Source organism: Pseudomonas sp. 24 E 13 (assembly GCF_900004715.1).
GTDB classification, from domain to species: domain Bacteria; phylum Pseudomonadota; class Gammaproteobacteria; order Pseudomonadales; family Pseudomonadaceae; genus Aquipseudomonas; species Aquipseudomonas orientalis_A.
The window spans coordinates 58185-81632 of record NZ_CVTO01000099.1; the positions used below are offsets into that span (position 1 = coordinate 58185).

The window sequence follows — 23448 nt, forward strand, 5'->3', positions numbered from 1 at the left end:
GCGCCGCAGTCTTGATCAGGACGGGGACGGGGATAAGGAGTGGTTTCGCAAGTTATTGTGAGAACACTGTTCGCCGGGTGAGAGACAGTTCCACAGGTTGCGTAGGAGAAGTGCCAAACGGCTGTCGGCGGATGGGCTCCCGGGCGTCAGCGCAGGAGCGTTGCGATCAAGATGGGGGGTTACGTCATGAGATGCAGGTGGTTGTCCCACAACCCTGCCGGCAGGGTCAGCGGGGTCGCCACCGGCTGTTTCTGACGGCAATCGTAGAAGCGGCAGCGCCCCTGGCCCGAGGTCACGACAAAGCCGTCCGCCACCGCACCCACGCCGGCACAGTCCGGCAATGGCCCGTCCAGGCGCAACTCGCCGCTGTCCATGTCCCAGATAAAGAAGCGATTACCGCGTGGCGCCGTCAGCGCTACCAGGCGCAGCTCGCTGTGCACCGCGACGCTGGCGGTGTAGTGCCCCATGGCCTGCCACTGCGCATCATCCACCGGGAACGCCATGAACGGCTGCCCCGGGCGCTTGATCGCGAGTAATTCGGAACGCTCCTGGGACGGTCCCATGAACTGTTGCCCGGTGAGGATGGTGCCATCGCTGGCGATCCCCATATGGCGCACGCTGTTCATCTGCTGGCCCAGGGTTTCCTTGCTGATCAGGCCGCCGTCGCGGTGCATCAGCACCAGGCTCGGCTCCATGGCATTGAGGTTCATCTCCACGCGGCTTTCGGCTTCGGTGCGGATGCCGCCGTTGGCCACCACCAGGGTTTCGCCATCGGGCATCCAGGACACCTGGTGCGGGCCGATGCCGTGGGTGGAGATCTCGCCGCTGTGCACCAGCCGCTCGCCTTCGAACTTGTACACACCCAACAGGCCACGGCCGGGGTCGGAGGTGTCGTTTTCGGTGGCATACAGCCAGTCGCCGCTCTTGTGGATCACCGCGTGGCCATAGAAGTGGCGATTGGCGTTCGAGGTGATGGTTTGCAACAGCGCACCGTCACGCAGGTCGATCAGGTAACTCTCGGTGCCCGGACGGCGGGCGACAAACAACGCAATCGGCAGCGTCGGGTGGTTGATGATGTCGTGGCAGCGCTGGCCGACCTGGGTGGCGAACACCTGCTTGCCGTCCAGGCGATAACCGACGGCGTAGTGCCTGCCGTCGGCATCATCGCGCGCCGACAGCAGCAGCGGGCGCTTGTCCTTGTGCTTGAACAGCGTCCAGCCGCCCAAGGTGAGGGCGCTGAGCAGTACGCTGCCAACCGCCAAAGCCTGTCGCCTGAGCATCATCAGTCACCGTCGTTGGCGTTGAAGCCCAGTTGGATGCCCAGCGCCTTGGCCAGCTCGCCTTCGTGCAGGCGATGGACCACGTTGAGGCTGTCGTAGAGGTCGTTGAGCTGCTGGCGCCCGGCGTCGTCGTTCAACAGTTCGTTGAGGGTGCGCTGGTTGCTGGCGAACAGTTTGAGGGACGCGGCATAGGCGGCGTCGATCTTGTCGGCGAGGGCTTTCTGATCGGCCGGCAACAGCCCGCGCAGGCCTTTGTTGTCGACGCCCACCCAGACGGTCTGGGCCGCCGCGAGGCTGGCTTCCAGGCTCTGCAGGGACGATTGGCTGCGCCATGCATCGGCCTGGAACGGTTGCGGGATGCCCTTGGTCTGGCGGCCCATCGGCGTGCCGAGTTTTTTCTTCAGGGTATCCAGGGCGGTGACTTGCACGCGCAGCAGATCCGCGATGGCTTCGTGGGAATCGGCGTAGCGCTGGTTGGGGAACTTGGTCATCTGTGCAAGCATGCCGTCGGTGCTGTTCCAGCTGGCCAGGATTTCTTCGGCCAGGGCTTTCTGGCGTTCGCCGATGGCCATCAGCAGCGGGCAGTAACGGGCTTTCTGGGCCGGGTCGGCGACGTCGGGCTTGGCGTCGTAGAGGATATATTCATAGGCCGACAGGCCTTGCACCACCACGCTGGATTTGGCGAGGGCGGCCGCATCGATCTGCGGCTGGGCGCTGACCAGTTGCTCGACCTGGCGACCCACCAGGTTCTTCTTGTCCGGCCAGAACTGGATTTGCCAGGCGCGGTTGCCTTCGGCCAGCGGGCCGATCAGCAGCGGTTGCAACTCGGCCCAGGCTTTTTGCGCGTGGAGGAAGTCGGCGCGGGCGGTGTCCAGGCTCTCTTGATCCTGGCAATAGGCCAGGGCGCTGACCGCCAGTTGGCGGTCGGCTTCAACCCAACGGCTGTAAGTCGGCAGGATGACTTGCTTGGCGATGGCTGCCGAGGTTACCGCTTGCGGGTCCTGGGGCGAGCAGGCGCCGAGGGCAAGGGCGGCCAGGCTGGTGAACAACAACTTGGGACGGAACATGTCGAGCTCCCTTCTGTAATTGGGGCAAAGCTTATAGAGAATTCAGGAACGCCAGCAACGCGGCGCGCTGCTCGGCGTTGAATGACAACACATGCTGCTGCGCCGCTTGCGCCTCGCCGCCATGCCAGAGCACGGCTTCGAGCAGGTTGCGGGCGCGGCCGTCATGCAGAAACTGGGTGTGACCACTCACGGTTTGCGTCAGGCCAATGCCCCACAACGGCGGGGTACGCCAGTCGCGGCCACCGGCCTTGAATTCGGTACGGTTATCGGCGAGGCCTTCGCCCATGTCGTGCAGCAGCAAGTCGCTGTAGGGGCGGATCAGCTGATTGGCCAGTTCGGGTTCGGAGGCAGAGGCCGCCGTGGTGAACGTCGGCTTGTGACAGCCCTGGCAGCCGGCCTGGAAGAACAGGTTCTTGCCGGCCAGCACCTGCGGCGCATCGACGTCGCGGCGCAGCGGCACGGCGAGGTTTCGCGTATAGAACAGCACCAGGCGCAGGATGTTGTCGCTCACTTCCGGCTCGCCCTCGGGGCCGTTGCCGTTGGGTGCCTGTTTGCAGGCCACCTGGGCGTCGGTGCAGTCATCGAAGGGTCTCAGGGACGTGGTGAGGCCCATATCACCGGAAAATGCGTGAACATTTTGTTGATTGAGGTTGGGTTGCCCGGCTTTCCAGCCAAAGCGCCCTAAAACAGTCTTTTGTTCGGCGTCATCCCACACCTGATTCGCCCGGCCGACGATGGCTTCACGGTCGGCGGTTTTCGGGTTGGTGTTGCGCAGGATGTCGGCGTCGCTGATGGCTTCGAGCAAACCCAGGCCAATCATCGGCGGCGCGATGCGCGCAGAAAAGCGCGTGTCGGGGTGCATCGGACCATAGCCAAGCTGGGTGATCTGCAGCTCGGGCTTGCGCAGCTCGACCACCGTGCCGTCCTTGAACCTGACGTTGACCGGCGTGTAATCGACGCGCACCTTGCCCTCCGGCGCCACACCCGGCACGGCCATGTCCTGCAGTTGGCCGCCGTAGACCGGCTCGGGCACCACGCCAAGCTGTTCGATGAGTTTGGCGTAAGGCGCCAGCTCTGTAGCGGGCGGGGAGATGGACAGGCGCACCAGCATCGACACGGCATTGGGCGCATCGGCCAGCGGTGGGTGGCCCCGGCCGTCCTTGATATGACAGTTCTGGCAGGCGTTGGTATTGAACAGCGGGCCCAGGCCGTCGCGCGCAGTGGTGGTCGAGGGCGCGATCACCCAAGGGCTGCGAAAGAAACTGTTGCCGACGCTGAAGTCCAGGCGGCGGGTAGGCGCCAGGTTGGCCGAGGGCAGGGAGAACGCGTTCTGGTCGCGCTTGTTCACGGTCGCCGCGCCGCCGGCCCGTGCTTCACCCGGCTCAGCCTGGGTGAACCTTGGGGCGTCGTCGCAGGCAGTCAGGCCCAGGGCCATCAATGCTGCGCACAGGCGTAGTAGCGAACGGAACATCGAGTTTCCTGAACGAAGGCGAAAAATCCGGTGGCAAAGTCTAACAGGGCAGGGCAGTTTGAATAAGAGCAATTATCGTTTGGTGGCGGCCCGATGCATTCCGCTAGAATGACCGTACATTTTTTTCTGGAGGTGGCCAATGCAGGCTCTCGACGCTTTGCTCAACCGTGTTTCCGTGCCGCGTTTGCTGGAACCGGCACCGACCCAGGAGCAGCGCGATGTGCTGTTCGCCGCCGCCATGCGCGCGCCCGACCACGGCCAGTTGCGCCCGTGGCGTTTCCTCACCGTGGAAGGCCCGGCCCGTGAGCGCATGGGCACGTTGCTGGCCGAAGCCGCGCGTTTGCAGGATGCCGAAGCCCCGCAAGCCGCTATCGACAAGGCTCAGAACGGCCCGTTGCGAGCGCCGCTGGTGGTGGTGGTGATTGCGCGCCTGCAGGAGCATTTCAAAGTGCCGAAGTCCGAACAATTGCTGGCCGCCGCCTGCGCCGCTCACGGCATTCTGCTGGCGGCGTATGCCCAGGGGATTGGCGCGGTGTGGCGCACCGGTGAGTTGTCCTATTCGGCCCATGTGGCCAAAGGGCTGGGGCTGAGCGCAGATGAAGAAGTGATCGGCTTCCTGTACCTGGGCACGCCGCAAAACCCGCCGCGCACGGCACCGAAGGAGGATGCTGCGGCGTTCGTCCAGGCCTGGACCGGTCTTTAAGCGGCGCGCGGTCAACATGTGGGAGGGGGCTTGCCCCCGATGCGGTGTGTCAGCCACCCATTTATTGACTGATACACCGCTATCGGGGGCAAGCCCCCTCCCACATTGGACCTGCCCTGTTTCTTATACCCTGAACTGATCCATCAACTTCATCTGCTGGCTGGCCAGGGCGTTGAGCTGGCTGCTGATGGCCGCCGATTCGGTGGCCTGGCCGGTGAGGGTTTCGGTCACGGTGCGGATCGCCGAGACGTTGCGATTGACCTCTTCGGCCACCGCGCTCTGCTCTTCGGCGGCACTGGCGATCTGCAGGTTCATGTCGCTGATCACGGTCACGGCGTCACTGATCTTGCCCAGTGCCTGCACGGCTTGATGGATCTGCCCGGCATTGCTCTGGGCCTGATGCTGGCTGGAATGCATGGTCGCCACCACGCCGCGGGTGCCGGTCTGAATGCGTTCGATCACCAGGCGAATCTGTTCCACCGAATCCTGGGTACGTTTGGCCAGGTTGCGCACCTCGTCGGCCACGACTGCAAAGCCTCGCCCGCTTTCCCCGGCGCGTGCGGCTTCAATCGCGGCGTTCAAGGCCAGCAGATTGGTCTGCTCGGCAATGCTGCGGATCACTTCCAGCACGGAGCCGATCTGCTCGCTGTTCACCGCCAGGGCTTCCACTTCCGCCACGGCCTTGCTGACTTCTTCGGCGAGGGTGGTGATGTCGTGGGTGCTTTGCTCAATGATCGACGTGCCTTCACGGGCTGCCTGGTCCGCCTCGCGTGCCGCGTTGGCGGCGCTGGATGCGCTGTTGGCCACCTCATGGGCGGTGGCGCTCATTTCATTGGACGCGGTGGCCACCTGATCGATTTCGCGGAACTGCACCTGCATGCCTTCACTGGTCTGACGGGCGATCGCCTAAGACTGATCGGCCGTGACCCGCGCTTCGGTGATGCTTTGCTTGATCTGGGCGATGGTCGGTTGCAGCTTGTCGAGGAAGCGGTTGAACCAACTGACCAGTTCGCCCAGTTCATCTTTCTTCGTGTAGGTCAGGCGCTGTGTCAGGTCGCCGTCACCACTGGCGATGTCCTTGAGCATGGCCGCCACCCCATTGATGGGCCGGGTCACGCCGGTGGCGGTCAGCCAGATCAGCAGCAAACCGAACAGCGCGGCGGCGGCTCCGACGAGCAGGGCCTTGAGGGTGCCGCTGGCCTGGGCCTTGTCGAGAAAGTCCTGCAGCTTGATCGAGTCGGCAAGCAGCACCTTCTTGGGCAGGTCGATGACCACACCCCACGTTGCGGCCTCGGCAATCGGTTTGACCGGGTAGACGGCCCGGATCACATCATCCTGTTGAAGAATCTCACGGCGGCCACTGGCCAACAGTTGCATGACTTCCTTGCCCTCGGCGCTCAACACATCGCCGATGTTCTTGCCGATCTTGTCCGGCTGGCCGCTATAGGCTGCCAGCAAGCCAGGTGCCCCGCGCCGTCGAACAGCTCGTGCTGGGCGGCGTCGGCCGAGGCTTGCAGGGCGTTGAGCGCAATATCGATACCGACAATGCCGAGCACCTTGCCGTCTATCAGTAAGGGCAGGGAAATGCTGGTCATCAACATGGGTTTGCCCGCCACGTTGTCTTCATACGGGTCCAGCAGGCAGGTGCCTCGTCTTTCCCGCTGGCAGATGTCGCCGGCTGTACCGCTGAGGGTGGTAGAGGTCTTGACCAGGTCCGCTTCCGCCATCACCGAGTTCGCGCCTGCACCGCCGGTGCGGGTCCAGTAAATGGAGAAGCGTCCGGCGTCGTTGGATCCGCGGGCGGTGTCGTTGATGAAGTCGCTGTCCTTGCCGTCCAGGGCGTTGGGGTCGAAGGATAGCCACACGCCCAGGACCTTGGTATTGCGTTCGAAGGTGGTCTTGGTGCTCTGGTTGAGCGCTTCGCGCAAGGTCGCTGCGTCGATCGAGTGTCGGGTGCCCATGGTGTGCAGGTCCTTGACCTGGTCGGCGAGGGCGGTGACGGCCATCAGGCTTTCGCTGAAGGTTTTTTGCACGTACGCGGCCTGTTCGGCGGCCTTGGTCTGCAGCAGGTCCTGCACGCTGGCAGTGAGCGTCCGCGAGCTCGACGCGCTGATCAGTTTGTGGTTCTGGTTGGTTTCGTAGAGGTTGATACCGACTATCAGCGCAATTACGCCCAATAGGCAAAGACCGGACAACAGCACGATTTTCAATCGGATGGAGACTGCGTTGAACATGGCGTTTACTCGCGTTTTTACTTATTAGAATGCAAGCGGACAAGCAGAGCCGATTACTCACTCGTATGGCCAAGTCCATTTGACGCTACCTGCACTATCGGCACAGGTGGGGTATTCATGAGATAAATCGAAGAGCGGTGGCGTTTACGGGGGCGTGGAGGCCAAGCGTTCGGGGCGCGACCAGATCCACAGATTGCCCAGGCTCATCCCGGCAATCGCCAGATAGATTGGCCAGCCATGGTCGAGCATCACCAGCATCAGGACGGCGCACAGCAGCATGCTCACGGTGGCGCTGACTTTGGCCCGGCGCGCGATGATCTTGCCATTGCGCCAGTTGAACAGGATCGGCCCGAACAGGCGGTGGTTTTCCAGCCAGGCGCTCAGGCGCGGTGAGCTTTTGGTCGCGGCCCAGGCGGCCAGCAGGATGAATTCGGTGGTGGGCAAACCCGGTATGACAATCGCCACCAGGCCGATCCCCAGGCTGACGTAGGCCAGCAGGCCGTAGAGTATCTGCGCGATCCTGGAGGTGGATTGGGTTTTGCCGGTCATAGGTAGGGTTATCACAGAAAAACAATGTGAAATGCGTTCCAACTGTGGGAGGGGGCTTGCCCCCGATAGCGGTGTATCAGTCAATCAATTCTTTGCTGACACAGCGCATCGGGGGCAAGCCCCCTCCCACAGTTGATTGCACTTCAATCAGTAGGTCAGGCCAGTTCAGGGGCCGTAGCGTACGCCTGTTCCAGCAATACGGTGAAGCGTACAAACGCATCGATGGCGCCTTTTTCTACCGCGGCTTCTTCTTCGGCGCTGAACTGCAGGCCGTCGAGGATGCGAGTAAAGCGTTTCCAGCCCTCGGCGCGACCGCCCGCCGGTTCGCCCAGGTGGCGGGCGCCGAAGGTCTCGCTCAGGCCCAGGCCCACGGCCCGTTTGATCAGGAACGCGGCGCCCAGTTTGGAGCCCTCGGAGACGAACAGCCAGCCCAGGGCTTGGGCCTTGCCCGGGTTGCTCACGGCACCGGCAACCGGCGCCGGTACGTCGGTGTCGAGGTCGCCCAGATCAAGCCTGGCCGCTTCGGCGCGGCAGCGCTCGGCCAGGTCCGGGATGATCCGGTTCAATTCGGCATCGTTGTACAGCGCGACCAGCTCCGATTGGAACAGGTACTGCGCCACCACGAAGCGGGCGAAGTTGGCCTGGGTCTCAAACGGGGCGTGCGCCTTGACCAGTGCGTCGAGCTTGGTGTGCGGCTCATGGGTGATCTGGTTCAGGCGCTGGGAGCGCAGGGCTGGACGTTCTGCGGTAGGAGATGCGGTCATGAAAAAATCCTTGAGGGGGGTAGCGCCTTGTGGCTCTAAAGAGAGCGGTTATCAACTAGACGAACAGGGAGACGCGGCACAGTAAAAAATCCTCACCTCGCCGCACGATCATTGCGGCGAGGTGCGGCAGGTTTCGTCAGATGTCCCAGATCAGGTTGATCGCAAAGTTGCGTCCCGGCTGGGTCAGCCGATCAAGGTTGGCCGGGCCGGTCACTGCGGCTTCGCCGACGCTGTCGTAGCTGCGCACGTCATCCCAGTTCCAGTACTTCTTGTCGGTGAGGTTGTAGATGCCGCCGTTGACGGTCACGTCGTTGGTGACCTTGTAGTAGGCGGTCAGATCAAGAATGCCGAAGCCCGGCGTCTTGAACGGGCCGCTGGTGTCACCGTCGGGGGCGTGGAAGGTGCTGCTGTCGACGCGATCCTGTTTCTTGACCAGGGTCCAGCTCACCAGGCCGCCGTAGTTGTCCTGGTCGTAGCCCAGGCCGAAGACGCCCTTGAGCGGGTTGACGCTGTTGAGCGGCTCGCCGTTGTCGTTGTTGCGGCCATGGGCGTAGGAGATCGCGCCTTGGGTGTACAGGCCTTGCGGCGCGCCGAATGCATCCAGATTCAGGCGGCCCTTGGCTTCGGCGCCCTTGACGGTGGCGCGTTTGATATTCACGGCCTTGAACTGTTCGACGGTACCGCCGACCACTGCGTTGTCTTCGTCGATGAAGTCGCGGTACTTGTTGTAGAACACGGCGATCTCGAACGAGCCTTCGTCGAACTTGCCGCGCAGCCCGGTCTCGATGCCCTTGCTGGTTTCCGGCTTGAGGTCGGGGTTGGGCTGCACGGTGTAGCCCAGGTTGAGGTTTTCGAAGCGGCCATACAGCGCTTTGGCGGACGGGGTGCGGAAACCCTCGGCGTACTGGCCGAACCAGGTGTATTGATCGGTCAGGGCATAGGTCATGCCGAACTTGGGCGTGACGCGGTGCCAGGTTTTGTCCTTGCCGTCGACCGTGTCCGCTCCGGTGGGGTTCACGGTGCTGAGGAATTCTTCGGTCAGCTTGGGTTTGAGCCGGGTGTAGTCGTAGCGCACGGCGGGCAGGAAGGTCCACTTGTCCCAGGTGATCTGGTCCTGGGCGAACAGCGAATAGGTGTTGATGGTCGGGTCGGGGAAGTCGCTGGCTTTCTTCACGCTGTCGCTGGCCATCGGGCTGGGCGCGCCGATGGCAGTGCAGCCGCTGCCGACCGCCAGGCAGGTGGCGCCGCCTTCACGGGAGCCGGTGACTTTCTGCTGCTTGAGGGTGGTGCCGTAGGTCACCTGGTGATCGGTGTCGCCGAGGCTGAAGGCCTTGTCCAGCTGTGCATCGAAGACCCACTGTTTTTCTTCGTACAGCGTGTCGCGGGTGCGCAAGACACGGCGGCCGGACTGATAGATTTCGGCGGTCTTCTGGTCGGTCTTGGCGATCTGGTAATTGAGGCTGGTCTTGATGCGGTCGGCGATCGGCGACTCGAGGGCGAAGCTGTTTTCCAGGCCGAAGCGTTCGCGGGTAATGGTGTCGTTGCCGCGACGGTCACGGTACAGATTGAAACCACGGCCACCAATGAACGGGCCGCCTACCGCATTCTTGAGGTTGACGTCGCGATCGTCCTTGTACTTCTCGTAGGTCAGGCCCAGGCGGTTGTCGTCGCCATAATTCCAGCCCAACTTGGCCAGCACGTTGGTGGTGCGCGCGTCTTCCGGGTTGGCGCCGGTGCGGGCGAGGCCGGTGGCGTTGTTGCCATCATAGGATTCGGTTTCGTGGCCGTTACGCTGGCTCAGGTGCAGCAAGCCGTCGACATCCTGCACGCGGCCGGCGACGGTGGCGGAGGTCAGCAAGCTTTCGTCGGCGGAGCTGTAGCCGGTTTTCAGGCGCGCGCCGACGTCCTGGCCGGGCTTGATGATGTCATCCGCGTCGAGGGTGAAATAACTCACTGCGCCACCGATGGCGCTGCTGCCGTACAGGGCCGACGCCGGGCCGCGCAGGATCTCCACGCGCTTGACGATTTCCGGGTCAACGTAGTTGCGCCGGGTCTTGGCGTAGGGGCCGTTGAAGAAGCTGTCCGGCACTTCCACGCCATCGACCTGGGTCAGAATGCGGTCGCCGTCGATACCGCGAATGTTATAGCCCGCGTTGCCCGAGCGGGTGCCGGCGCCGCCCACGGACACGCCCGGTTCGTAGCGCACCAGCTCACGGCTGTTGTTGACGTTCTGGCGGTCCAGTTCCTGGCGATCGTGCACGCTGACCATGCTCGGTACGCTGTCGACAGCCTGCTCGGTACGGGTGGCGCTGATGGTCACTTGCTGCAGGTTGAGGGCGCTGCCGGCGGCACGTTTCTCCAGGACGATGTTGTTGTTGCCCAGTTTGCGGTAGCTCAGGTTGGTCCCCACCAACAGCCGCTCCAGCGCTTTCTCCGGCGACAACGCACCGCGCACGCCCGGGGACGACACACCCTGGCCCAACTCGGCCGGCAGGCCGACTTGCCAACCGGTCACGCCGGTAAACGCGTTCAGCGCCGCCACCAGCGGCTGCTGTTCGATGCTGAAGTGGTAGTTGCCGTGGCTGCGCGGCGCAGGTTCGGCGGCAGTGGCGGCCATTGCCGGCACGCCGGCCATCAGGATGGCGGCGGTCAGCAAGGACAGAACGGGGGAACAAGACCGGCGGTTGAAACGAGAGGACATCGAGAGCGCTCCGGAAATACGAATCTTATAGTTGCGAACAGAAACCAAATAGGAATCAGTTGCATTGGCTATAACGAGACGTATCGCCGGTTAACATCGAGTAAAAATATTTCTCATTCAGTTCAAAATCACCAGCGCCGGGTATTCCGACAGCTTGGCCGAGGTGATGTGGGCCAGGGAACGCACCACGTCCAACGGTTGGTCAAGGCGATAGTTTCCGGTGACGGCGACGCTGGCGAGCTTGTCGTTGGTGTTGACGATCCAGCCCGGGTAATAGCGGCGTAACTCCGCCAGCACTTCGCTCATCGGGCAGTTTTCGAACACCAGTCGGCCCTGGACCCAGGCCAGGTCCTTGCCGGCGTCCAGCTTGGCCGGCTGACTAAAGCCCTTGGGGCCGACGCGAATGCTTTGGCCGGCACTCAGGCGCACCCGGGCGTCGTCGAAGGTGTTGCTCAGGTCGACATCACCGCGTTGCACTTGCACCTGGGCTTCGCCGTCCAGATAGCGCACGGCAAAGGCGGTGTCGCGTACGCTGGCGCGCACCGGGCCGGCGTCGATTTCCAGCGGCAGGCCACGGGCGGGGGCGATGTCGAAAAACGCTTCACCCTGGTAGAGGCGGGCGATGCGCTGGTGATCCTGGATGCGACTGGAAAACGCCGAATTGGTGTTCAGCAGTACGTTGGAGCCGTCATCCAGCTGCAGACGCTGACGCTCACCGACCACGGTGAGGTGGTCGGCCTGCAGGCGTACCGGCAGGTTGCTGAAGCTGAACAGGCCGAGCAGCAGCACGGCAGCGGTGGCCAGGGGTTTCCAATGCGGTTTGACCCGGCGCCAGGCGCTTGGTCTGCGCGGCGCGGCCAACGCCACGGCGGCGCTGTGCACCGGCGCGCCACCCCAGGCGGACTGGGCCTTGCTGAACGCATGGGCATGCGCCGCGTCCTGCGCCAGCCAGGCCTGGAAAGCGGCTTGCTGGCCGGGTTGCGGGCACTGCAAGGCAATCAGCCAATCGAGCGCTTGGTCCATGGCCGTGTCTTGCAGCACCTCATGAGCCAGCTCATGGGGGCGCAGTTTATTCGGGTCCGTCACGGTGTTCCTCGGGTCTTCGCCACGTTTTATTCGTTATTTCCTACAGCCTGGATCGATACCTCTGTCGGATGAAGCTTAAGGCTGATCCAACCGTTCGGCCACACCTACACAGATGGCCATGATCAATTTCAGTTCCTTTTGCACGGTGCTCAAGGACACCTGCAACTGATCGGCAATTTCCTGGTAGCTGCAACCGTGCAGGCGGCTGAGGATGAAGATGCGTTGCTGGCGCGCGCTCAACTGGCCCAGGCTGACGCTCAGGTGCTCAAGCAATTGCTCGGCCTGGGTGGCGTCTTCGGGCGTGCTGATGGGGGCGGCGACGCTTTGCAGGATATCCAGCGGGACATCTTCCTGCAGCGTGCGGGCCTGGATCCTGCGCGAACGCAGATGGTCCAGCGCCAGGTTGCGCGCGGTCTGGTAGACGAAGGGTTCAAGGTGGTCGATCGGCCGTTCACTCAAGGCCCGAGTCACGCGCAGGTAGGTTTCCTGCAACAGGTCCTCGGCGGTGCTGTGGTTATTCACCATGCGCTGCAGCGTGCGCAGCAGAATCACCCGTTGGGCGAGAAAGACGTGGTTGAAGCGAGATTGGCTCACAGTGATACCAGACTGACATGCAGTGAATGATAATGCTTATCATCAACTGAAATGGCAAGTGGCGATTTCTGCGGCCCCGCGCAAAGCAAATGTGGGAGGGGGCTTGCCCCCGATGGCGGCGTATCAGCCAGCTTACCTCTAGCTGACCCACCGCTATCGGGAGCAAGCCCCCTCCCACACAAGCGAGATCCCAGAGGGATTATTCGGCGTTACACAGCGCCAGACAGTTATCCAGCATCCGGTTGGAGAAGCCCCATTCGTTGTCGTACCACGCCAGCACCTTGAGCAGCTTGCCGCTGACCTTGGTGTGGTTGGCATCGAAGATCGACGACAGCGGGTTATGGTTGAAGTCACTGGAAACCAGCGGCAGTGTGTTGTAGCCGAGGATCTTCGAGTGCTGGCTGGCCTGTTTCAACAGCGCGTTGACTTCGTCGGCCGTGGCTTCTTTTTTCAGCTGTACGGTGAGGTCCACCAGCGACACGTTGATCACCGGCACGCGCACGGCCATGCCGGTCAGCTTGCCCGCCAGTTCCGGCAATACCAGGCCGACGGCTTCGGCGGCGCCGGTCTTGCTCGGGATCATGTTCTGGGTGGCCGAACGCGCGCGGTACGGGTCGGTGTGGTAGACGTCGGTCAGGTTCTGGTCGTTGGTGTAGGCGTGAATGGTGGTCATCAAGCCGCTTTCGATGCCCAGCTCGCGGTGCAGCACCTGGGCGACCGGTGCCAGGCAGTTGGTGGTGCAAGAAGCGTTGGAGATGATCTGGTGCGATTGACGCAGAATGTCATGGTTTACGCCATAGACCACGGTCGCGTCCGCGCCCTTGGCCGGTGCGGAGATGATCACCTTGCGCGCGCCGGCGCTGATATGGGCGGCAGCCTTGTCACGGTCGGTGAACAGGCCGGTGCATTCGAACACCACGTCGATCTTGTGCGCGGCCCACGGCAGGTCGGCCGGGTTGCGAATGGCACTCACGGCAATCCGGTCACCGTTGACGGTCAGGCCTTCCTGATCGTGGGTGACCTCTGCGTCGAATGTGCCATGTACGGTGTCGTATTTGAGCAGGTGGGCGTTGATCGAACTGTCGCCCAGGTCGTTGATGGCGACGATCTGCAAATCCTGGCGATAGCCTTGGGTATACAGTGCGCGCAGGACATTACGGCCGATACGGCCAAAACCATTGATTGCGATACGTAGAGTCATTGGAAAAGTGCCTGTCGTCGATTTGTTGTAAGAATTACAAGATTATTCGCATAAAAATAGAAAACAAGCCTTTTTAGTGGCAATATTTTGTTCAATCTACAACGAGTGACCTGAATCAACTGGTCCGATGATCCAAACGACCCCCTGCCATCCCATGAGCTGTGGGCGTTTGATCAGCATAGACTCTCAGGTCGCCACATCCGTTAGCCTGGAGTTCTATACATGCATCCCCGCGTTCTTGAGGTCACCGAACGGCTTATCGCCCGCAGCCGCGCCACCCGCCAGGCCTACCTTGCGCTCATTCGCGGCGCCGCCAGCGACGGTCCGATGCGCGGCAAGCTGCAGTGCGCCAACTTTGCCCATGGCGTGGCCGGTTGCGGCACCGAGGACAAAAACAGCCTGCGCATGATGAATGCCGCCAACGTGGCAATTGTTTCTTCATATAACGACATGCTCTCTGCGCATCAGCCGTACGAACATTTCCCTGAACAGATCAAAAAAGCCCTGCGCGAAGTCGGCTCGGTCGGCCAGTTCGCCGGCGGCACCCCGGCCATGTGCGACGGCGTGACCCAGGGCGAGCCGGGCATGGAGCTGAGCCTGCTCAGCCGTGAAGTCATCGCCATGTCCACGGCGGTAGCGCTGTCCCATAACATGTTCGATGCCGCGCTGATGCTGGGCATCTGCGACAAGATCGTCCCCGGCCTGATGATGGGCGCGCTGCGCTACGGTCACCTGCCGATGATTTTCGTGCCCGGCGGGCCGATGCCGTCGGGTATCTCCAACAAGCAGAAAGCCGATGTGCGCCAGCGCTACGCCGAAGGCAAGGCCAGCCGCGAAGAGTTGCTGGAGTCGGAGATGAAGTCCTACCACAGCCCCGGCACCTGCACCTTCTACGGCACCGCCAACACCAACCAACTGTTGATGGAAGTCATGGGCCTGCACCTGCCGGGCGCCTCGTTCGTCAACCCGTACACGCCGCTGCGTGATGCATTGACCCGCGAGGCCGCGCACCAGGTCACGCGCCTGACCAAGGCCAACGGCAACTTCACGCCGATCGGCGAGATCGTCGACGAAAAATCCATCGTCAACTCCATCGTCGCCCTCAACGCCACGGGCGGGTCCACCAACCACACCCTGCACATGCCGGCCATCGCCATGTCGGCGGGCATCATCCTGACCTGGCAGGACATGGCCGACCTCTCCGAGGTGGTGCCGACCCTGTCCCACGTGTACCCGAACGGCAAGGCCGACATCAACCACTTCCAGGCGGCGGGCGGTATGTCGTTCCTGATCCGTGAGCTGCTCGAAGCCGGCCTGCTCCACGAAGACGTCAACACCGTGGCGGGCAAGGGCTTGAGCCGTTACACCCAGGAGCCGTTCCTGGTCGACGGCGAACTGATCTGGCGCGACGGCCCCATCGAAAGCCTCGACGAAACCATCCTGCGCCCCGTGGCACGTGCGTTTTCGCCCGAAGGCGGCTTGCGTGTGATGGAAGGCAACCTGGGTCGTGGGGTGATGAAAGTGTCTGCGGTCGCACCGGAGCATCAGGTGGTCGAAGCCCCGGCGGTGGTGTTCCAGGATCAACAGGACCTGGCCGATGCCTTCAAGGCGGGCCAACTGGAAAAAGACTTCGTTGCGGTGATGCGCTTTCAGGGCCCGCGCTCCAACGGCATGCCGGAATTGCACAAGATGACCCCGTTCCTCGGCGTGTTGCAGGACCGTGGTTTCAAAGTGGCGTTGGTAACAGACGGGCGTATGTCCGGCGCCTCGGGTAAGATTCCCGCCGCGATCCACGTCAACCCCGAAGCCCAGAGCGGCGGGCCGCTGGCGCGGGTCCAGGATGGCGATATCATTCGCGTCGATGGCGTCACCGGCACCCTGGAGCTTAAGGTGGACGCCGACGTATTTGCAGCGCGTACGCCTGCCACTGGCCTGTTGGGCAATAACGTGGGCGCCGGTCGCGAGTTGTTTGCATTCATGCGCTTGGCCGCAAGCTCCGCAGAGCAGGGCGCCAGCGCCTTTACCTCTGCCTTGGAGACGCTTAAGTGAAGTTAGCGCTGGTCGGTGATATCGGGGGTACCAACGCCCGTTTTGCGTTGTGGCGGGATCAGGCATTGCATTCGATTCGTGTGCATGCCACGGCGGACTACGCCAGCCCTGAAGACGCGATCAGGTTCTATCTGGCGGAAGAAGGCTTGAATATCGGTGATATCGGCGCAGTTTGCCTGTCGGTGGCCGGGCCGGTGAGCGGCGATGAATTCAAGTTCACCAACAATCACTGGCGCCTGAGCAAGACCGCGTTTTGCCAGGCGTTGCAGGTGGATGAATTGCTGCTGGTCAATGACTTCTCGGCCATGGCCCTGGGCATGACCCGCCTGCAGCCCGACGAATTCCGCGTGGTGTGCGAAGGCACCCCGGAGCCGTTGCGCCCGGCGGTGGTGATCGGCCCGGGCACCGGCCTGGGCGTCGGCACCCTGCTGGACCTTGGCGCAGGGCGCTTTGCGGCATTGCCGGGGGAGGGCGGCCATGTCGACCTGCCCCTGAGCAGTGCGCGCGAAACCCAGTTGTGGCAGCACATCCACAGCGAGATCGGCCATGTCAGCGCCGAAACCGCCTTGAGCGGCGGCGGTTTGCCGCGCCTGTACCGGGCGATCTGTGCGGTGGACGGGCACACACCTGTGCTGGACACACCCGAAGCCATCACGGCGGCGGGCTTGGCTGGCGATCCGGTGGCGATGGAAGTCCTGGACCAATTCAGCATCTGGCTGGGCCGGGTGGCGGGCAACAACGTGCTCACCACCGGCGGGCGTGGTGGCGTGTACATCGTGGGCGGGGTGATACCGAGGTTTGCCGACTTCTTTATCAACAGCGGTTTTGCCAGGAGCTTCGCCGATAAAGGCTGCATGAGCGACTACTTCAAGGGCATTCCGGTATGGTTGGTGACGGCACCGTATTCCGGGTTGACCGGGGCGGGTGTGGCGCTTGAGCAGGCATTTGCTTAGGCTGTGATGGCCTTATCGGGGGCAAGCCCCCTCCCACATTTGAAGGTATTCACAAATCGATAGGTGGGAGGGGGCTTGCCCCCGATGAGGCCCTCAAGAACACCCACAACAACAAGGAGGACCCCGTGAGCGCAATCAGTAAATCCATTCTCCTCGTCGACGACGACCAGGAAATCCGCGAATTGCTGCAGACCTACCTCAGTCGCGCCGGCTTCCAGGTCCGTGGCGTGGCCGATGGCGCGGGGTTTCGCCAGGCGATGAGCGAGGCGCCGTGCGACCTGGTGATCCTCGATGTGATGTTGCCGGATGAAGACGGTTTCAGCCTCTGCCGCTGGGTTCGTCAGCACCCGCGCCAGGCGCAGGTGCCGATCATCATGCTCACCGCCAGTTCCGACGAAGCCGACCGCGTGATCGGCCTGGAGCTGGGCGCCGATGACTATATCGGCAAGCCGTTCAGCCCCCGCGAGTTGCAGGCGCGGATCAAGGCGCTGCTGCGTCGCTGCCAGTTCGGCCAGGAGCGCAGCAGCGGTGGCGAAGTGCTGGTGTTCGACGAATGGCGCCTCGATACGGTCAGCCACCGCCTGTTTCACGTGGACGGCGAAGAGGTGATCCTCTCCGGCGCCGACTTTGCCTTGCTCAAGCTGTTTCTCGACCACCCGCAACAGATCCTCGACCGCGACACCATCGGCAACGCTACCCGTGGCCGCGACCTGATGCCGTTGGACCGTATCGTCGACATGGCCGTCAGCCGCCTGCGCCAACGCCTGCGCGATACCGAGAAACCTCCGCGGCTGATCCGCACCGTGCGCGGCAGCGGCTATCAACTGGCAGCCAGCGTGGTTGCCGGCAATGCCCACTGAACACCTGAGCGAACGCCGCCGCCGTTTTCCCGTGCCGCGCTCGCTGCTGGGGCGCATGTTGCTGCTGACCTTGCTTGCCGTGTTGTTCGCCCAGGCGCTGTCCAGCGTGATCTGGGTCTCGCAGCTGCGCGCCACGCAGTTGGAAGGCCTGGTCACCAGCGCCCGTAGCCTGGCGCATTCGATGACCGCCAGCGTGAGTTACTTCCGTTCATTGCCGGTGGCCTATCGCCCGCTGGTGCTCGACCAGTTGCGCAGCATGGGCGGCACGCGTTTTGTGGTGACCCTCAATGATCGTCCGCTGGACATGCAGGTATTGCCCGAAACCCCGCGCAAGCAGGCGGTGCTGGTGGCTGTGGACGACGTGTTGCGCCAGACCCTCGGCGCCGATGTGCATATCTCGGTGGAGTTCGTCAGCGCCGAAGACCTGCGCATCTTCAATGCCGGCCTCAAGCTCGACGAACTGCCGCGCTCCTGGGCCCACTACGCATTGACCCTGGAGCCGGTCAACCCGCCGGTGCTGGTCACCCAGATTCAGCTGGCGCAGGGTGAATGGCTGTACATCGCCTCGCTGTTGCCCGAACCCTACACCAGCCTTGAAGAGCAGGGCCTGCCCGCCCAGCAGGTGTGGTTTATCGTGTTGACCAGTGGCTTCCTGCTGCTGTTTATCGGCCTGCTGGTGCATTGGCAAAGCCGACCGCTCAAGCGCCTGGCGCGGGCGGCGCGGGACATGTCCCTGGGCGCGGACGTGGAGCCGGTGGCCGAAGGCGGCGGCAGTGAAGTGGTGGAAGTGGGGCGTGCGTTCAATGCCATGCGTGAGCGCATCAGCCGCTACCTGACCGAGCGCAGCCAGTTGTTCAGCGCCATCTCCCACGACCTGCGCACACCCATCACGCGCCTGCGCCTGCGCGTGGAACTGCTCGACGATGAGAACCTGCAGACCAAGTTCGGGCGTGACCTGGATGAGCTGGAATTGCTGGTCAAGGGCGCGCTGCAATGCGTGAAAGACACCGATATCCACGAGAACATCCAGCCGGTGGACCTCAACCACGTCCTCGAATGCCTGGTGGAGCCCTACCTTGCGCCCAACGGCAACGGGCGAGTGACCCAGCATGGCCAGGCCCTGGCCACCTACCCAGGCAAGCCGCTGGCGCTCAAGCGCTGTATCGGCAACCTGATCGACAATGCGCTGAAATATGGACAAAACGCCCATTTGCACATCGAGGACGATGGCGCCGAGTTCATCCTGCACGTGGACGACGAAGGCCCCGGCGTGCCGGAACAGCGCCTGGAACAAGTGTTCGAGCCCCACTTTCGCCTGGCCGGGCAGCAGCAGGGCTATGGGCTGGGGTTGGGCATTGCGCGCAATATTGCCCACAGCCATGGGGGCGAAGTGAGTTTGCAGAACCTGCGCGAAGGCGGCCTGCGGGTCACTCTGAAGCTACCCCGCGGATTGGACTGACTGCGCCCGGACCCAATGTGGGAGGGGGCTTGCCCCCGATTGCGGTGTATCAGTCAGCTCATTGGCAACTGACCCACCGCTATCGGGGGCAAGCCCCCTCCCACATTTTGAAACTCATTGTGTCAGATGCTTTGGCGCAAGCGGGCCAAGTCGCGCAAGGGCGGCGCACCAAACAACCGGCTGTACTCCCGGCTGAACTGCGACGGGCTTTCATACCCCACTCGATACCCCGCCGCCGAGGCCTCCAGCCCTTCGGCAATCATCAGTCGCCGAGCTTCCTGCAGGCGCAGCTGTTTCTGGTATTGCAGCGGGCTCATGGCGGTGATCGCCTTGAAACGGTGGTGCAGGGTCGAGACGCTCAGGTTCACTTCCCTGGCCAGGTCATCGATGCGCAGCGGCTGTTCGTAGTTGCCGTTCAACCACTTGATCGCCTGGCTCACCCGGTGGCTCTGGCTGTTGGCGACGGCAATTTCGTACAGGCGATAGCCCTGGGGCCCACGTAACAAACGGTAGAGAATTTCGCGGCTGATCAGCGGCGCAAGCATCGCGATATCTTTGGGCGTGTCCAGCAGGCGGGTCAGGCGAAGCACGGCGTCGAGCAGTTGATTGTCGATGCGGTCGACGTACATGCCACGGGACGTGGGACGCGACGGCACGCCCATCGGCCCGGCTTCGGCAATCAATGCGGTGAGCTGGGCCGGGTCGATATTGATGCGCACCGACAGGTTGGGGTCTTCCGGCGTGGCCTCGATAATCCGCCCGGCCACCGGCATGGCCACCGAGAACACCAGATAGTTGAGCGGGTCATAGGCGAAGATTTCGTCGGCCAGGCGCACTTCCTTGCTGCCACTGGCGAGGATGCACAATGCCGGCTCCACCAGCACCGGCATGAAGTCGCGCGGCGTGTTGTGGCGGTTCAGGTACAGCGAGGTGATCGCCGTGCCGTAGGAACCGTCTTCCCAGGTATGGCGGTGCACGATGCTGGCCAGTTCGGCACGCTGCTTTTCCATCTCGGCATCGAGGGGAGTGGGCTTGAGGTCGGGCGACGGCATGAGACGTCCTCTACACGCGAATTTGATGGGGCTCAGCTTAGCGGTGGGTTTTCAAAAGTGTTACGTCGATTCTGCACAATCCTTGCCTGATCCTGCGGCCTTTCGTGAATCAGGCAAGCAAAGCGCCTGTCATGTCCCTGAAACAAGCCGCTCGGGCGTGGAATAAAACGGCTGCGCAAACGTCCTGCCTACGCTTCTCGCAGGATTGTGCAATAAGCCTGCAGGAATTGACTAACCGCGCCCAACCCTGCGCCGCTATCTTTGATCCTGTGGCAACACGCCCTCACAGTGCTTGCCGAGCATCACTTCTCAACGGGAGAGTCGAACATGTCCACCCCCATTCCCGCGAGCCATATGGCCTTTATCCGTGCCCGTAACGGGTGCAGCACCGAGCTGGGTGCACGCTTGAGCAGTTTGATCGAACCGGGCCGACAGGCTCAGGGTTGCCTGCAATTTTCGTTGCAGCATTCCCAGGTCGACCCCGATGTGTGGTTGGTCACGGGTTTATGGAGCAGCGAGCAGGCGATGAGCGCCTACTTCAATTCCCCGGCCCTGATGATCTTCACCGAGTTGTTGAACGACATGGTCGTGCGCAGCATGGACTTCCAGACCTTCACCGACGCATCCGCCGTCAACGCCTACGGCGAGTACCTGCAACTGGCCGGTTAGGGGTTAGAATGGCCGACTTTTCATTGGCCAGGACCTGCAACATGGCACGTAAACAGTTTGCCCACCACGAAGCCGTTTCCGCCGTCGTACCGGGAGAGAGTGGCTACAGCGCCGCCGTTGCCGTCAAGGCACTCGATGGCATGGGCGCTCCGAGGTTTCACAAGATCCTGGACGGTCAGACCTTCAAGACCGCGTCCGATGCCGATGATGCGGCGGCGGTGGAGCTTGAGCGCCTGGTCGATGTGGATGCGGAAGGCCAACTGGATTGGGCCACTCCAACCTGAGGACACCGGTGATCAAATGTGGGAGGGGGCTTGCCCCCGATAGCGGTTTGTCAGCCAGAAAATTTGCAACTGATACCTAGTCATCGGGGGCAAGCCCCCTCCCACAGTTTGACTGCATTTCAGTCAGGGTTTTGTGGCGCCTGGTCGGTACATTTTGAAGAGCGCTTCAGGGCCTAACTGGAAATAATCCGCCGGGCCGCCACCGCGCAGAATCGGCTCGGCGGCCGCCGTGTCGTAGATCCCATCCTTGAGCAGCCATTTGGCGATGTGCACCGCGACCACTTCGCCCAGCACTAGCCAGCTGGGGACCAATTGCTGGTCGGCGCGTTGCAGCTGGATAATCTGCGTCACCTTGCATTCGAACGACACCGGACTTTCGCCCACCCGCGGTACGCCGACGACTTTCGAAGCCACCGGCGTCAGGCCGGCCAGTTCGAATTCATCCACGTCCGACGCAACGGCCGCGCAACTCTGGTTCATCTGCTCGGCCAGCGGGCGGGTCGCCAGGTTCCACACAAACTCGCCGGTCTGCTCGATATTGTTCAGGCTGTCTTTACGCCCGACGCTGGAAAACCCAATGATCGGCGGGATGTAGTTGAACGCGTTGAAGAAACTGTAAGGCGCCAGGTTCAGGCGACCTTCGCGGTCGTGTGACGAGATCCAGCCGATCGGACGTGGGCCGACGATGGCGTTGAACGGATCATGGGGCAGGCCGTGGCCGTTGGCGGGTTCGTAGAAATGGATATCGTCGGACATAACCTGTCTGCTCTCAATTCTGGAGCCCACATCATACCCAATGTGGGAGGGGGCTTGCCCCCGATAGCGGTGGGTCAGTCTATACATTACTGACTGACCCACCGCTATCGGGAGCAAGCCCCCTCCCACAGGTTTTATCTCATCATGCAGTTAGTCGGTGGTGATCCGCGAATGCTTGCGGGTGTCTTTCATGGTCACATAGACCAGCAACGACACCGCGATACACGCGGTCACGTACCAGTAGTAGCCGGTCTCCATGCCGATGCTCTTGAACCACAAGGCGATGTATTCAGCGGTACCGCCGAAGATTGACACGGTCAGGGCATACGGCAGGCCCACGCCGAGGGCGCGGATTTCGGTCGGGAACAGCTCGGCCTTGACCACCGCATTGATCGAGGTATAGCCGCTGACGATGATCAGCGCGGCCATGATCAGGAAGAACGCGCCCCACCAGGTCTGGATGGTGTGCAGGGTGGTGAGGATAGGCACGGTGAACAGGGTGCCGAGGACGCCGAAGGCGATCAGGATCGGGCGCCGGCCAATCTTGTCCGACAGCCCGCCCACCAGGGGTTGCAGGCACATGAACAGGAACAGCGTCGCCGCCGAGATGGTGGTGGAGTCGGAGATGCTCATGCCGACGGTGTTCACCAGGTATTTCTGCATGTAGGTGGTGTAGGTGTAGAACGCCAGGGTGCCGCCCATGGTCAGGCCGACCACGGTGAGCAGTTCCTTGGGGTGGCGCATCAAGGTGCGCATGGCGCTTTCCTTGGCTTTTTCCTTCTTGGTGAACGACTCGGTCTCTTCCATGCCGCGACGCAGATACAGCGCGACCACTGCGCACAGGGCGCCGATGGCGAACGGAATGCGCCAGCCCCAGGCATACAGCTGTTCGGTGGTCAGGGTTTGCTGCAGCACGATCAGCACACCCAGCGCGATGAGCTGGCCGGAGATCAGGGTCACGTACTGGAAGCTGGAGTAGAAACCGCGGCGTTCCCGGGTCGCCATCTCGCTGAGGTACGTGGCGGAGGTGCCGTACTCGCCACCTACCGACAGCCCCTGCAGCAAGCGGGCGAATACCAGCAGGATGGGTGCGCCGATACCGATGAGTTCATAGCTTGGGCTCAGGGCGATCAACAGTGAGCCGAAGCACATCAGGTAGACCGAGGCCATCAGGGCTTTTTTACGCCCGACTTTGTCGGCGTAAAGGCCCATCAGCCAGCCGCCGATAGGGCGCATCAGAAAGCCCACGGCGAAGATCGCGGCGGTGTTGAGCAATTGGGCGGTGGTGTCGCCTTTGGGGAAGAAGGTCTTGGCGAAGTACAGCGAGAAGGCGGCATAGACGTACCAGTCATACCACTCGACCATGTTGCCCACGGAGCCGCTGAAGATCGATTTGATCCGGCTGGAGGTCGTGCGTTCTTTCGCCGGCGCAGTTGCCGACCCCAGAGGCAAGGTATTGGAGTTATCCATTGAAGGATCCTTCATCTAGTTGTTTTTATGAAGCGTGCCTGAGCACTGCCTGGCTGGGGCTATAGCAGAAGCTGTGCCAGGTGGATGAAGGCCCGGGATAGAAGGGTTGCGAGGTTTTTTTGAGCGGAAAGTCGCTGATGGTTTTGGGGTGATGAGCGGAAATCCGCTTATGGCTGCGGGCGCCATCGGGGGCAAGCCCCCTCCCACACTTGGATGTGTTCACAAATCAAAATGTGGGAGGGGGCT

Annotated in this window: 22 protein-coding genes; 7 read left to right on the forward strand and 15 right to left on the reverse strand. The window is 62.4% G+C overall.

The features are described 5' to 3' along the window. Positions 1-179: 179 nt before the first annotated feature. From BFP90_RS07605 to BFP90_RS07615, 3 genes are read right to left on the reverse strand one after another with little or no spacing between them, the layout of a single operon-like run. Complete coding sequence (locus BFP90_RS07605) at positions 180-1280, reverse strand: DUF1513 domain-containing protein (protein WP_065896449.1); 1101 nt, start codon at positions 1278-1280, stop codon at positions 180-182. A 2-nt stretch (positions 1281-1282) separates the two neighbouring features. Continuing rightward, entirely contained in the window at positions 1283-2347 is a 1065-nt protein-coding gene (locus BFP90_RS07610; protein ID WP_065887554.1) for an imelysin family protein, read from the reverse strand. Positions 2348-2378: 31 nt separating this feature from the next. Next, positions 2379-3818, reverse strand: coding sequence for a di-heme oxidoreductase family protein (locus tag BFP90_RS07615; protein ID WP_065896375.1), 1440 nt, complete (start codon positions 3816-3818; stop codon positions 2379-2381). A 139-nt stretch (positions 3819-3957) separates the two neighbouring features. On the opposite strand from BFP90_RS07615, the gene BFP90_RS07620 reads away from it, so the two are divergent. Then, positions 3958-4521, forward strand: a complete 564-nt coding sequence (locus BFP90_RS07620) for an NAD(P)H nitroreductase (RefSeq protein ID WP_065896376.1) — start codon at positions 3958-3960, stop codon at positions 4519-4521. Between the two features lie 123 nt (positions 4522-4644). Here BFP90_RS07620 and BFP90_RS29505 read toward each other — a convergent pair whose 3' ends face one another. The 9 genes from BFP90_RS29505 to gap form a co-directional block, all read right to left on the reverse strand. After that, on the reverse strand, positions 4645-5400 hold the full coding sequence (locus BFP90_RS29505; RefSeq protein ID WP_370671231.1) for a methyl-accepting chemotaxis protein: 756 nt from the start codon (positions 5398-5400) through the stop codon (positions 4645-4647). 27 nt (positions 5401-5427) lie between these two features. Then, positions 5428-5979 carry a HAMP domain-containing protein gene (locus tag BFP90_RS29510; RefSeq protein ID WP_370671687.1) on the reverse strand — a complete coding sequence of 184 codons (552 nt, stop codon included), beginning with the start codon at positions 5977-5979 and terminating at the stop codon, positions 5428-5430. Beyond that, positions 5919-6755: a cache domain-containing protein gene (locus tag BFP90_RS29515; protein WP_370671688.1), complete on the reverse strand. Its 837-nt coding sequence runs from the start codon at positions 6753-6755 to the stop codon at positions 5919-5921. The genes BFP90_RS29510 and BFP90_RS29515 overlap by 61 nt, the downstream gene beginning before the upstream one ends. 144 nt (positions 6756-6899) lie before the next feature. Further along, positions 6900-7304 carry a YbaN family protein gene (locus BFP90_RS07630; protein WP_065895110.1) on the reverse strand — a complete coding sequence of 135 codons (405 nt, stop codon included), beginning with the start codon at positions 7302-7304 and terminating at the stop codon, positions 6900-6902. Positions 7305-7459: 155 nt separating this feature from the next. Then, positions 7460-8068: a biliverdin-producing heme oxygenase gene (locus BFP90_RS07635; RefSeq protein WP_065896377.1), complete on the reverse strand. Its 609-nt coding sequence runs from the start codon at positions 8066-8068 to the stop codon at positions 7460-7462. Between the two features lie 136 nt (positions 8069-8204). After that, positions 8205-10769 (reverse strand): TonB-dependent receptor, encoded by a 2565-nt coding sequence (locus BFP90_RS07640; protein ID WP_065896378.1) that lies wholly within the window; start codon positions 10767-10769, stop codon positions 8205-8207. Between the two features lie 117 nt (positions 10770-10886). Beyond that, the gene (locus BFP90_RS07645) at positions 10887-11855 is read right to left on the reverse strand and encodes a FecR family protein (RefSeq protein ID WP_065887561.1); all 969 of its coding nucleotides are present in this window, start codon (positions 11853-11855) and stop codon (positions 10887-10889) included. Positions 11856-11930: 75 nt separating this feature from the next. Then, on the reverse strand, positions 11931-12449 hold the full coding sequence (locus tag BFP90_RS07650) for an RNA polymerase sigma factor (RefSeq protein ID WP_065895106.1): 519 nt from the start codon (positions 12447-12449) through the stop codon (positions 11931-11933). A gap of 199 nt (positions 12450-12648) precedes the next feature. After that, positions 12649-13650, reverse strand: coding sequence for a type I glyceraldehyde-3-phosphate dehydrogenase (gene gap, locus BFP90_RS07655; RefSeq protein WP_057723881.1), 1002 nt, complete (start codon positions 13648-13650; stop codon positions 12649-12651). Between the two features lie 222 nt (positions 13651-13872). On the opposite strand from gap, the gene edd reads away from it, so the two are divergent. From edd to BFP90_RS07675, 4 genes are all read left to right on the forward strand, one after another. Then, positions 13873-15699: a phosphogluconate dehydratase gene (gene edd / locus BFP90_RS07660; protein ID WP_065887564.1), complete on the forward strand. Its 1827-nt coding sequence runs from the start codon at positions 13873-13875 to the stop codon at positions 15697-15699. After that, positions 15696-16652: a glucokinase gene (locus tag BFP90_RS07665; protein ID WP_065887565.1), complete on the forward strand. Its 957-nt coding sequence runs from the start codon at positions 15696-15698 to the stop codon at positions 16650-16652. Before edd ends, BFP90_RS07665 begins: the two co-directional genes overlap by 4 nt. A 125-nt stretch (positions 16653-16777) precedes the next feature. Continuing rightward, a complete protein-coding gene (locus BFP90_RS07670) occupies positions 16778-17512 on the forward strand; it encodes a response regulator (protein ID WP_065895105.1) in 735 nt (244 codons plus the stop codon). Further along, entirely contained in the window at positions 17502-18971 is a 1470-nt protein-coding gene (locus BFP90_RS07675; RefSeq protein ID WP_065895104.1) for an ATP-binding protein, read from the forward strand. The genes BFP90_RS07670 and BFP90_RS07675 overlap by 11 nt, the downstream gene beginning before the upstream one ends. Before the next feature lie 122 nt (positions 18972-19093). On the opposite strand, the gene BFP90_RS07680 is transcribed toward BFP90_RS07675, so the two are convergent. Continuing rightward, a complete protein-coding gene (locus tag BFP90_RS07680; protein ID WP_065896379.1) occupies positions 19094-20023 on the reverse strand; it encodes an AraC family transcriptional regulator in 930 nt (309 codons plus the stop codon). A 327-nt stretch (positions 20024-20350) separates the two neighbouring features. On the opposite strand from BFP90_RS07680, the gene BFP90_RS07685 reads away from it, so the two are divergent. Beyond that, a complete protein-coding gene (locus tag BFP90_RS07685) occupies positions 20351-20692 on the forward strand; it encodes a putative quinol monooxygenase (RefSeq protein ID WP_065887569.1) in 342 nt (113 codons plus the stop codon). Positions 20693-20733: 41 nt separating this feature from the next. Further along, a complete protein-coding gene (locus BFP90_RS07690; protein ID WP_065896380.1) occupies positions 20734-20976 on the forward strand; it encodes a hypothetical protein in 243 nt (80 codons plus the stop codon). A gap of 123 nt (positions 20977-21099) precedes the next feature. Here the strand turns inward: BFP90_RS07690 and BFP90_RS07695 are convergent, their stop codons facing one another. Next, entirely contained in the window at positions 21100-21732 is a 633-nt protein-coding gene (locus tag BFP90_RS07695) for a flavin reductase family protein (RefSeq protein WP_065895101.1), read from the reverse strand. Positions 21733-21882: 150 nt separating this feature from the next. Then, the gene (locus BFP90_RS07700) at positions 21883-23202 is read right to left on the reverse strand and encodes an MFS transporter (RefSeq protein WP_065895100.1); all 1320 of its coding nucleotides are present in this window, start codon (positions 23200-23202) and stop codon (positions 21883-21885) included. Positions 23203-23448 lie beyond the last annotated feature (246 nt).